The organism is uncultured Nevskia sp., from assembly GCF_903885465.1.
In the GTDB taxonomy this organism is placed as follows: domain Bacteria; phylum Pseudomonadota; class Gammaproteobacteria; order Nevskiales; family Nevskiaceae; genus Nevskia.
In genome coordinates this window covers 1-9,985 of the sequence record NZ_CAISIQ010000087.1, presented here as the reverse complement: position 1 = coordinate 9,985, position 9,985 = coordinate 1, and the positions used below count along the sequence as shown (strand labels likewise).

General features: G+C 66.2%; 9 protein-coding genes and 2 pseudogenes. 3 read left to right on the top strand and 8 right to left on the bottom strand.

Annotation, left to right across the window (positions count from 1 at the left end):
- Window positions 1-577: pseudogene (locus tag QZY06_RS03295) on the bottom strand (hypothetical protein); the annotation flags it as partial.
- Window positions 578-726: 149 nt separating this feature from the next.
- Here QZY06_RS03295 and QZY06_RS03290 point away from each other — a divergent pair.
- Complete coding sequence (locus QZY06_RS03290; protein WP_295680164.1) at window positions 727-1,116, top strand: nuclear transport factor 2 family protein; 390 nt, start codon at window positions 727-729, stop codon at window positions 1,114-1,116.
- Window positions 1,097-1,471 carry an MGMT family protein gene (locus QZY06_RS03285; RefSeq protein ID WP_295680161.1) on the top strand — a complete coding sequence of 125 codons (375 nt, stop codon included), beginning with the start codon at window positions 1,097-1,099 and terminating at the stop codon, window positions 1,469-1,471. Before QZY06_RS03290 ends, QZY06_RS03285 begins: the two co-directional genes overlap by 20 nt.
- Window positions 1,472-1,478: 7 nt before the next feature.
- Here the strand turns inward: QZY06_RS03285 and QZY06_RS03280 are convergent, their stop codons facing one another.
- From QZY06_RS03280 to QZY06_RS03265, 4 genes are all read right to left on the bottom strand, one after another.
- Window positions 1,479-1,670, bottom strand: a complete 192-nt coding sequence (locus QZY06_RS03280) for a hypothetical protein (RefSeq protein WP_022976710.1) — start codon at window positions 1,668-1,670, stop codon at window positions 1,479-1,481.
- Between the two features lie 149 nt (window positions 1,671-1,819).
- Window positions 1,820-3,868 carry a M13 family metallopeptidase gene (locus QZY06_RS03275; protein ID WP_367275552.1) on the bottom strand — a complete coding sequence of 683 codons (2,049 nt, stop codon included), beginning with the start codon at window positions 3,866-3,868 and terminating at the stop codon, window positions 1,820-1,822.
- A 134-nt stretch (window positions 3,869-4,002) separates the two neighbouring features.
- The gene (locus QZY06_RS03270; RefSeq protein ID WP_367275551.1) at window positions 4,003-5,232 is read right to left on the bottom strand and encodes a multifunctional CCA addition/repair protein; all 1,230 of its coding nucleotides are present in this window, start codon (window positions 5,230-5,232) and stop codon (window positions 4,003-4,005) included.
- Complete coding sequence (locus QZY06_RS03265) at window positions 5,232-7,217, bottom strand: lytic transglycosylase domain-containing protein (protein WP_295680149.1); 1,986 nt, start codon at window positions 7,215-7,217, stop codon at window positions 5,232-5,234. The genes QZY06_RS03270 and QZY06_RS03265 overlap by 1 nt, the downstream gene beginning before the upstream one ends.
- Window positions 7,218-7,307: 90 nt before the next feature.
- Here QZY06_RS03265 and QZY06_RS03260 point away from each other — a divergent pair, with 90 nt between their 5' ends.
- Complete coding sequence (locus QZY06_RS03260) at window positions 7,308-8,096, top strand: sulfite exporter TauE/SafE family protein (protein WP_295680147.1); 789 nt, start codon at window positions 7,308-7,310, stop codon at window positions 8,094-8,096.
- On the opposite strand, the gene QZY06_RS03255 is transcribed toward QZY06_RS03260, so the two are convergent.
- From QZY06_RS03255 to QZY06_RS22120, 3 genes and pseudogenes are all read right to left on the bottom strand, one after another.
- On the bottom strand, window positions 8,071-8,814 hold the full coding sequence (locus tag QZY06_RS03255) for an EI24 domain-containing protein (protein WP_295680144.1): 744 nt from the start codon (window positions 8,812-8,814) through the stop codon (window positions 8,071-8,073). The two genes, QZY06_RS03260 and QZY06_RS03255, sit on opposite strands and share 26 nt — an antisense overlap.
- A gap of 15 nt (window positions 8,815-8,829) precedes the next feature.
- Entirely contained in the window at window positions 8,830-9,768 is a 939-nt protein-coding gene (locus QZY06_RS03250; RefSeq protein ID WP_295680142.1) for a hydrogen peroxide-inducible genes activator, read from the bottom strand.
- Between the two features lie 105 nt (window positions 9,769-9,873).
- A pseudogene (locus QZY06_RS22120) lies at window positions 9,874-9,985 on the bottom strand (coproporphyrinogen III oxidase); the annotation flags it as partial.

The following is a 9,985-nucleotide window of genomic DNA, read 5'->3' as shown; positions in this document are numbered from 1 at the left end:
CGTCGACATTCGCCGCACCGGCAGCGGCGTTGGCGCTGTTCTTCACCGCAGAGCCGGTCGCGGAAGTCACGCCGCCGACCGCATTCTTGGTGCCGACAGCGGCATCCTTGGCGACACCAACACCGGCCTTCGCCGTGTTCTTGGTCGCTTCCGCAGTGCCCTTCACCGCTTTGCCGGTGGTCTGAGCCGCACCCTTCGCAGCGTCACCGGTGGCGCCAGCAACGCCCTTCACCGTGCCGCCCACCGCACCCGCCGTGCCCTTGACGGCCTTGCCGAGGCCGAGACCCAGGCCGAGTCCGGCATTGGCATCAGCCTTGGGATCGGAACCGACTTCGGCGCCGGTGCTGACGCGGGCATCGACGGCCGACTTGGCGTCGCTCTGGGCCTCGGCCTTCGCCTTGGCGGCGGCAGCGGCTTCCGCATCGAGCTTGGCCTTGGCATCCGCGTCGACGTTGGTGTGCAGGCCGCCGGCATTGACGCCAAGGCCGGCACCCGCGTTGACGCCGAGGGCGAACGATGGGCCGGCGGCCGCGATCAGGGTGGCGACGATCACGGCGGGAATCAGGTTGCGTTTCATCAGGTGCTCCAGACAGATCATAGATTTGGGAAAGTCGACGCTGCCTTGCTGGGCTCGATTCGACCTGCGCAGAATGCCGTCGGCACTCTGAACCCGTCCTGAACGGGTGTTCACAAGGATCATTCTCCCCGATGTCCGGAGACAGCGCGATGACCATGATGCCAACCGATCACGCCTCCGCCCAGCGCTGGGCGCTGAACTGGATCGCCGCCTGGAATGCGCGCGATGTCGAAGCCGTGCTGCGCCTGTTCGCCGATGACTGCACGTTCCGCAGCCCGAAAGCAGCGACCCTCACCGGCCGCGGCACGGTGCGCGGCAAGCCTGCGCTGCGTGCCTACTGGCAAGCCGCACTGGCCGCGATTCCGAGCCTGCAGTTCGCCTTCGAAGCTGCGCACTGGGACGCCGGCACCGGCACCTTGCTGATCCGTTATGTCGCCTCACTCGGCGGGCAACGTCTGCTGGCGGCGGAAATCTTCGACTTCGACGACCAGGCCTGCGTCGCCTGCGGCACGGCTTTGTATGGCGCGCCGATCGACTGAACCGTCGGCGCCGGTCGACGCCGATGCAGCGAGGATCGCCATCCTCGCGACGATCGCCCGCATTCCGGCCGGCCGGGTTTCCACCTATGGCCAGATCGCCTGGATCGCCGGTTATCCGGGACGCGCGCGGCTGGTCGGCCGGGTGCTCGGCGGCATGCTCGAAGCCGGTGCCGCCACGCCCTGGCATCGGGTGATCAATGCGGCGGGACAGATCTCGCTGCCCAAGTTCAGCGAGGAACACCGCGAACAGAAGCGGCGGCTGCGCGCCGAGGGCGTGCACTTCGAGAACGACCGAGTCAGCCTGCGCCGCTATGGCTGGCAGGCGGGCGGCGACAGTCCACTGATCGACCCGTGAAAAGTGATCAGTCCGGATCAAGCCGCCGGTGCTGGCGCAACGCATGCCAGCCTTGCGGCGTCAGCGTGTAGCGATCCTCGGCCTTGGCCTCGATCAGGCCGCACTGGCGCAGACGTTGTGCAGCCTCGGCTTCAAGCGCGCATTGACCCTGTTCGATCCGTGCCAGCGCGGCCCAGTCCTGCGGCGATACGTGGTTCATGGCCTCTCCTCGCGTGAGCCAATCTTCGGCCCGGTCTTGCGCCGGGTCTGAGTCGATCATCGGCGCCGAACGATGCCCCTGCAAGCGGCCACGAAAAAGGCCGGTGTCGCCACCGGCCTTCGTTCATCGCACAAAACCGTCGCAGCGGTTTACCAGATGCTGACCCGCTTCTCCGGGGCGACGTACATCTTGTCGCCTTCCTTGACGCTGAAGGCGTCGTAGAAGCCGGCCTGGTTGACCAGGGTGGCGTTGCCGCGCACCGACGGCGGCGAATGCGGATCAACAGTCAGGCGGCGGATCGCTTCGGCTTCGCGATCCTTGCCCTGCCAGACCTGGGCCCAGCCGAGGTAGAAGCGCTGCTCGCCGCTCAGGCCGTCGATCTCCGGCGCCGGCTTGCCGCCGAGGCTGAGCTTGTAGGCCTTGTAGGCGATGGTCAGGCCGGAGTTGTCGGCGACGTTCTCGCCCAGGGTCAGTTCGCCGTTGACGTGATAGCCCTTCACCGGCTCGAACGCCGCGTACTGGGCCACCAGCGCGGCGGTCTTGGCCTTGAAGTTTTTCAGATCGGCTTCGCTGAACCACTGGCGCAGATTGCCGTCGCCGTCGTACTGCGCGCCCTGGTCATCGAAGCCGTGGCTGATCTCGTGGCCGATCACCGCGCCGATGCCGCCGTAGTTCACGGCGTCGTCAGCAGCGGCATTGAAGAACGGCGGCTGCAGGATCGCGGCCGGAAAGACGATCTCGTTCTTCTCCGGGTTGTAGTAGGCGTTGACCGTCTGCGGCGTCATGCCCCATTCCTCGCGGTCGATCGGCGTGCCGAGCTTGGCCAGTTCGAACTGGTAGCTGTAGGCGTTGGCACGGGCGACGTTGCCGAGCAGATCGTTGCCGCTGATCGCCAGCTTCGAGTAGTCCTTCCACTTGTTGGGATAGCCGATCTTCGGCGCGAACTTGGCGAGCTTGGCCTGGGCTTCCTTCTTGGTTTCCGGGCTCATCCAGTCCAGCGTGTCGATCGACTGCTTGTAGGCTTCCAGCAGGTTCTTGACCAGCGCTTCCATGCGCGCCTTGTTGGCCGGCGGGAAGTGCTTCTCGACATAAAGCTTGCCGAGCGATTCGCCGATCGAGGTTTCAACCAGTTCCACGCCGCGCTTCCAGCGCGGACGATTTTCCGGAATGCCGCGCAGCGCCGTGCCGTAGAACGCGAAATTCTCGTCGACGAAAGCCTTCGGCAGATACGGCGCGAACTCGGCGATCACCTTCCACTTGAAGTAAGCCTTCCAGGCGTCGAGCGGCTGGCTCTGCAGCAGCTTGGCGAAGCCGGTGATGTAGGTCGGCTGGCTGACGATCACGTAGTCGAGCTTGCCGGTCATGCCGGCGCCGGCGAACCAGGCCTTGAAGTCGAAGCCCGGCGCCAGTGCATCGAGCTTGGTCAGCTCGACCTTGTTGTAGGTCGCAACCGGATCACGATTGGCAACCTTGTCCCACTGCACCTTGGCCAGCGCGGTTTCCAGCGCGAAGATCGCCTTGGCTTTCTTGGCTGCATCCTTGTCGCCGGCCAGTGTCAGCATCTTCTCGATGTGGGCGACATAGCCAGTGCGCGATTCGCGGTACTTGTCGGTGTCCTTCAGGTAGTAATCACGATCCGGCAGGCCGAGGCCGTACTGGTAGAGATCGACGATGTACTTGGTCGAATCCTTGTTGTCCTGGTGAATGAACGGCACGAACGGGGTGCCGACGCCGGTGGTCGACAGGCTGGCCATCAGGCCCGGGATGCCACTCTTGTCCGGCATCGCGTCGATGGTGTTCAGGCTGCTGTCGATGGCTTTCAGGCCGGCGGCTTCAACGCCGGCTTCGTCCATAAAGCTCTTGTACAGATCGCCGATCTGCTGCGGCTCGGTGTTCGGCTTCGCCTCGGCATTGGCGGCGGAGGCCTCGATCAGCTCGCGCAGCTGCTGTTCGGCGTCATCGGCCAGCTTGGTGAACGAGCCATAGCGCGCCTTGTCAGCCGGGATCTCGAAGCTGTCCAGCCACTTGCCGTTCATGTGTCGATAGGTGTCGTCCTCGGCACGGACGGCGGTATCCATGGTCGCCGGATTGATGCCGGAGGTCGGTGCGGAAACGGCGGCGGGTGCGGCGGCTTCGGCCTTCGGAGCGTCGGCGGACTTGCCGCAGCCATACAGCAGTGCGGCGCCTGCCGCGATCATGAGGATGCGATTCAAAGGGATGGACCTCTTGGAATGGAGACGGCTGCTGTCACGGAAGGACGCAGCCTGATTTCCTCAGACTACGCCGGGGGCGAAAAGGTTGGAACCGATCGGCGATCGGTGCCAAAACAGATTCAGGCTGCCGGCGTCTCGCGCAGCTCCTTCAGCACCTTGAGCCGGCGGTTGCGCAGTTCGACGCCGATTGCCGCGCCGACGAAGCCATCGGCGGTGACCGAGGCTGGCTCTACCAGCGCGATGCGCCGGCGCGCGGCGCGCAGATAGTTCGGCTGTGGGTAGTCGCGATTCTCCAGCCCGGTGCGGCCGCGGGCGTCGCAGTCGCAGGCGGTCAGGAATTCCTCGAAGCGCTGTGGCCGGCGCAGGGCGTCGAGCCGTTCCAGCAACTGCATCAAGGTGCCCGGTGTCAGCTCGCGGGCCTGGTGGACCAGCAGGTGCTCGCGGCAGACCTGCAGCGCCAGTTCGCGGCAATCGTTCGGCACCTTGAGCCGCGTGCAGAAGGCTTCGACCAGCGGCACGCCGCTCTGCTCGTGGCCGTAATGGCTGGGCAGCAGGTGTTCCGGTGTCAGCGCCTTGCCGAAGTCGTGGCAGAGCGCGGCAACTCTCACCGTCAGCGGTGCCTCGATGTGTGCGGCGTGATCGATGGTCAGCATGGTGTGCACGCCGGTGTCGATCTCCGGGTGATGCTTCGGCGGCTGCGGCACGCCGAACAGCGCATCGACTTCCGGCATCAGGCGCTTCAGCGCACCGCATTCGCGCAAGGTCGTGAAATAGACCGATGGCTGCGGCTGCATCAGCGCCCGCTCGGTTTCCTTCCAGACCCGTTCCGCGGTCAGGTGATCGACTTCGCCGCTGTCGACCATCTGCCGCATCAGCGCCATGGTTTCATCGGCAATGCGGAAGCCGAGGCTGGCGTAGCGGGAATGAAAGCGGGCGATGCGCAGCACCCGCACCGGGTCCTCGGTGAAGGCCATCGAGACATGGCGCAACAGCCGGGCATCGAGATCGGCACGGCCACCGTGAGGATCGATCAAGGTCCCGTCATCGTCCTCGGCCATCGCGTTGACGGTGAGATCGCGGCGGATCAGATCGTCTTCCAGGGTCACACCGGGATCGGTGTGGATGGTGAAGCCGCGATAGCCACGACCGTTCTTGCGCTCGGTGCGCGCCAGCGCGTGCTCTTCCTGGGTCTCCGGATGCAGGAAGATCGGAAAATCCTTGCCGACCGGCCGGTAGCCGAGCGTCACCATTTCCTCCGGCGTTGCCCCGGTGACCACCCAGTCGCGCTCGGCGACCGGGCGCTTCAGCAGCCGGTCGCGTACCGCGCCGCCGACCAGATAGCGTCGCATCATGGGATCTCTTCGAGGCCTGCCGGCACAGGTGCCAGCGCCACCGGCTTCAGCCAGTTCGACAGCGGTTGCGGCTTGCCCTGCTGGCGCCAGCCGAAGACCCTCGAATGCCAGAGCACGCGCTGCACATAAGTGCGGGTTTCGTTGTACGGAATGTTCTCGATCCAGACATCGGCGGACATCGGCGTCGCCGGCAGCCAGCGCGCTGCGGCGTTCGGGCCGGCGTTGTAGCCGGCGATCGCCACCGGCAGCTGGCCGACGAAGCGATCGACCAGATCACGCAGATGCGCAGCACCCAGCGGCACGTTGACCTCGGGATCGAACAGCGTCGCGCGCGTCGGCAGCGGGCGCTGCCACTTGCGCGCGGTGCGGGTCGCAGTTTCCGGCAGCATCTGCAGCAGGCCGTAGGCATTGGCGCTCGATACCGCATCGGCGCGATAGAGGCTTTCCTGGCGCAGCACGCCGTAGATCAGATTGTCCGGCAGGCCGGACAGCGCCGCACCGGTCTTGACCGGCGACTCGTAAGGCCGCGGGTAAAGCAGCGCGTAATCGGTGAACAGCTTCATCCGGCTGGCGGCGGCCACACCCTGTTCGTACCAGCCCCAGCCCATCGCCAGATGGATGGCCTGGAAGCGCGCGGCTTCATCGAGCGGCTCGAACGCCGCCCAGAACTCGGCGGCCGCCTGATTGCGCAGCGACGACAGGAACAACTCGCGGGCACGGATGAAGCCGGCCTGGCTGTCGAGCTTGGCGACGATGGCCGGATCAGCCGCCAGGGTCTGCGGATGCGGTGCGTAGGCGATACCGGACTGCGCCGCTGCGAGCGCCGGATACCAGCCGTCTTCCTGCGCCAGCGAAGTGAGCAGATCGTTGGCCACCTGATCACCACCGGCAGCGGCCGCCCGCGCCGCCCAGTAACGCCAGCGCTGTTCGTTGCGCTGGGTGTCCGACATCGCGGCGATGGCCTTCGCCGCCTGTTGCCAGTCGCCGGCCCACAGCGCGGCACGCGCCCACCATTCGGCGGACAGGCTGTCGTTGTCGGCCGGCAGCACCTGGGCGAAATAGCTCAGCGTTTCCGGCTTGCGGCTCCAGGCCATGCCCAGCGCCAGCGCGCGTGCGAACGGGCTGGCCGCGGTGTCGTCGAGCGCGCGTGCGCCACGCAAGGCGGCGAACCTTGCGGCGGCAGCGTCCGGATCCTTGCGCGCCAGGCGCTGCCAGCCGTCCTGCAATGCGGGAAGTTCCACCGGCCGCGACGGATCGGCGATCAACGCATCGAGTTCGCGCTGCGGCTGGTCGATCAGCGCTGCCCACTGCTTGATCGGTGCGCTGGTTTCCGCTGGCAACGGCGCGGCGATGGTTTTCGCCAGCGCGCCATAGCCGTTGCCGACCACCAGCCGCGCCCGCGCCTCGATCAGCGCCGGCGTCAGCAGGTTCTGCTCACGCGCCCAGGTGAACGCGGCATCGCAAGCCGGCAGCGATTTGTCCGCCGTCTGCCATTGCTGGATCACCATTGGCGCCAGGCCAGCGGTCTGGTTCAGCGCGATCCGCGCCGCGAATTGCTGGCAGCGGAAGTTGGTATCGCTGGTCGCCAGCGGAGCCGGCAGGGCCGCGAGATAGCGATCCCAGCGCTTGCGTGCTGCGAGGCTGGTCAGCCAGGCGCGGCGCAGATCGTTGGCGGCCAGGGTTCCGCCCTGAGCGGTGATGAAGGCGGCCACCGCATCATCGGCACCGCGATCGTCTTCGGGCTTGGCCTGCGCCAGCCGCGCCTTCAGCCGCGCGGCCGTGAGGTAGGGATAAAGCGGATAGGCGCGCAGGCGATCGCTGTCTTCGCCATTGAAGGAACCGGCCTCGGCGGCGGCGAAAGCGCCGCTGAATTCGCTGCGCGCAATGGCCAGCCCATCGTCATCGGCGATGGCCGAGAGCGTGAAGAGGCCTGCCAATGTCAGGGCTAGTGGGGCGAGAAACGGGGTGGAGCGTAGGGTCATCATCGGACTCTGACCCTCAGATCGCCTGACGGGTTCGTGTAGCCTTTGCGGCCCCGTAATTGTAAGGCCGCTGGCCGAGAGACTTCAGGCATGGAAACGCTGCTGGTATTCCTGTTGACCGGCGCCGTATCGGGCCTGCTGGCTGGCCTGTTCGGCGTTGGCGGCGGCCTGATCGTGGTGCCGGCGCTGGCCTTCCTGCTGCCGACGCTCGGTACTGCCGACGCCATCGTCATGCAGTCGGCGATCGGCACCTCGCTGGCGGTGATCGGCCTGACCGGCATTTCCTCGACCCGCGCCCATCATGCTCGCGGCGGCGTGATCTGGCCGGTGTTCTGGAAGCTGGCACCGGGAATCGTCGTCGGCAGCCTGCTCGGCGCCACGGTGGCGCATCAGGTCAGCAGCGAGGTGCTGAAGCGCTGCGTCGGTATCGGCGCGATGCTGATCGCGATCCAGATGCTGATCGACGCCACGCCGAAAGCGACGCGCAGCACGCCCGGCGTGCTCGGCCTCGGCATCGTCGGCACGCTGATCGGCGGCTTGTCGGCCTTGATCGGCATCGGCGGCGGTTCGCTGACCGTGCCGTATCTGAACGCCTGCAATATCGACATGCGTCGCGCCGTCGGCACCTCGGCGGCCTGCGGCATTCCGATCGCCTGGGCCGGCGCCGTCGGCTTCGTGATCAACGGCCTTGGCGTGCCCGGCCGCGCGCCGTGGAGCCTGGGCTATGTCGATATGGCCGCGTTCGCCGGCATTGCGGTGATGAGTGTGTTCACTGCGCCGCTTGGCGCGCGGCTGGCGCATGGTCTGTCGCCGAAGGTGCTGAAGCGCGCGTTCGCGATCTTCCTGATCGGCATCAGCGTACGGATGCTGCTGGCCTGAGGCCGAGTGGCTGCTCGGCGCGCAGCTTCTGCAGTTCGGCAAGCGCGAAGTGGATGAAGCTCAGGCCGGAATAGACCGGCGAGATCAGATTCACGAACGGAATCAGTTGGACGAGTGCCGCGACCACGCCGAGGCCGAACAGCGGTGAGCCGTGGCGGCGCAGGATTTCCTCGTATTCCTCGCGGGTGGCATGTTCGGCGAGCGCGTCATAGCGGAACACGCGATCGTTGAGATAGCCGGCCAGCGCCACCGGAATCACGAACGCGAACGGCAGGATCAGCCATAGCGGCAGCACCAGGATCCACAGCAGCAGGTAGACCAGCAGCGCGCCTAGGCTGTTCAGGATGCTGCCGCGGGTGGTGCCACCCTTGGCCCGCACCAGTTGCGGATAGTCGCGGGCGGCGATGTGGTCGACCATCATCGGCATCGCAAATACCGAGGTGATGAAGATCGCCGTCGCCGCGACCAGGGTCGGCAGGAAGAAGAAGCTGACGATCAGCGTCAGCGCGCCGACCAGCCAGGACAAGCCCCAGTCGTTCAGGAAAGCGTCGACCGGCTGGTACTCGGTCAGCGCCCGCAAGGCGCCCATGCCCTGCGACCAGAACACGACGAGCAGCACGGTCCACAGCAGCAGCGACCCGAGCAGCGGCCACAGCACCAGGCCCAGCATGCGGCCCTGGAACTGGCTGCGGGTGGCTTCGATCAGAGCATTGAGCATGAAGAGTGGACAGGCTCAGGGATGTTGGGGTTCCGCATCCGGCAGCAAGCGCACGCCATTGATGCCGCAGGCCAGGATGCCCTCGCGCAAGGCGCGGATCGCTGCCAGACGCGGGAAGCTGCGCCGCCAGACCATGCCGACTTTCCGGGCAGGCGAAGGTGCTGCGAAGGGCACGGTCGGCAGCGGGTTCGGCTCGGCTGGCCGATTGGCGATCGCCGCGTTCGGCATCACCGTGATGCCCAGCCCCGAGCCGACCATGTAGCGAATCGTTTCGATCGACGAGCCAGTGACCGGCCGTGGCCCGTCGCCTTCGGAATCAACGCACTTCGGGCAGGCGGCGATCACCTGCTCGCGGAAACAATGGCCGGGCCCGAGCAGCAGCAGATGCTCCTCGGCAAGTTTCTTCGCCGGAATGCTCGGCAGCGCCGCCCAGCGATGACCGGGCGACAGCATGACCACGAAATCCTCGTCGTAGATCGGCCAGGCCGACAGGCCCTGCAGGTCGATCGGCAGCGCCAGCAGCGCCACATCGAGTTCGTTGTCGCGCAGCTGTTCGAGCAGCACGCCGGTGAAGTTTTCCTCGATCATCAGCGGCATCAAGGGCGCGGTCTCGCGCATCATCGGTACCAGCGAAGGCAGCACGTACGGGCCGACGGTGTAGATCGCCCCGAGCCTGAGCGAGCCGACCAGCTCGTCCTTGCCTTCGCGGGCGATGTCCTCGACCCGCCGCGCTTCGGCGAGCACATGGCGGGCCTGTTCGATGATCCGTGCGCCGACCGGCGTCGGCTTGGCTTCGCCGCGAATCCGCTCGAACAGGGTCACGCCGAGCTCGTCCTCGAGCTTCTTCAATGCCACGGAAAGTGTCGGCTGCGACACGAAGGAACGCTCGGCGGCGCGCGAGAAATGGCGCTCCTTGTCGAGGTTCACCAGATAGCGAAGTTCGGTCAGCGTCATGGGTTGACCTTCATTGGGTGTAGGGCTGCAAGCATCTCCTCAGATGCCTGCCTACTCATCGAGTGATGGCCCGATTCTAGACCTTCGCTATCGCAGCGCGTTCCGTCATAGGTTCAGCCAATCGCGCACCGGCAGATAGTCGCTGAGGAAGGTCGCTTCGGGGCTGCCCGCTTCTGGCTGGTGGTTGTAATGCCAGGTGACCAGTGGCGGCATAGAT

Excerpts from the sequence above, each read along its gene's own strand:
- QZY06_RS03290 (WP_295680164.1), top strand. The coding sequence starts at position 727 with ATGACCATGATGCCAACCGATCACGCCTCCGCCCAGCGCTGGGCGCTG.
- QZY06_RS03285 (WP_295680161.1), top strand. The coding sequence starts at position 1,097 with ATGGCGCGCCGATCGACTGAACCGTCGGCGCCGGTCGACGCCGATGCA.
- QZY06_RS03280 (WP_022976710.1), bottom strand. The coding sequence starts at position 1,670 with ATGAACCACGTATCGCCGCAGGACTGGGCCGCGCTGGCACGGATCGAA.
- QZY06_RS03275 (WP_367275552.1), bottom strand. The coding sequence starts at position 3,868 with ATGATCGCGGCAGGCGCCGCACTGCTGTATGGCTGCGGCAAGTCCGCC.
- QZY06_RS03270 (WP_367275551.1), bottom strand. The coding sequence starts at position 5,232 with ATGCGACGCTATCTGGTCGGCGGCGCGGTACGCGACCGGCTGCTGAAG.
- QZY06_RS03265 (WP_295680149.1), bottom strand. The coding sequence starts at position 7,217 with ATGACCCTACGCTCCACCCCGTTTCTCGCCCCACTAGCCCTGACATTG.
- QZY06_RS03260 (WP_295680147.1), top strand. The coding sequence starts at position 7,308 with ATGGAAACGCTGCTGGTATTCCTGTTGACCGGCGCCGTATCGGGCCTG.
- QZY06_RS03255 (WP_295680144.1), bottom strand. The coding sequence starts at position 8,814 with ATGCTCAATGCTCTGATCGAAGCCACCCGCAGCCAGTTCCAGGGCCGC.
- QZY06_RS03250 (WP_295680142.1), bottom strand. The coding sequence starts at position 9,768 with ATGACGCTGACCGAACTTCGCTATCTGGTGAACCTCGACAAGGAGCGC.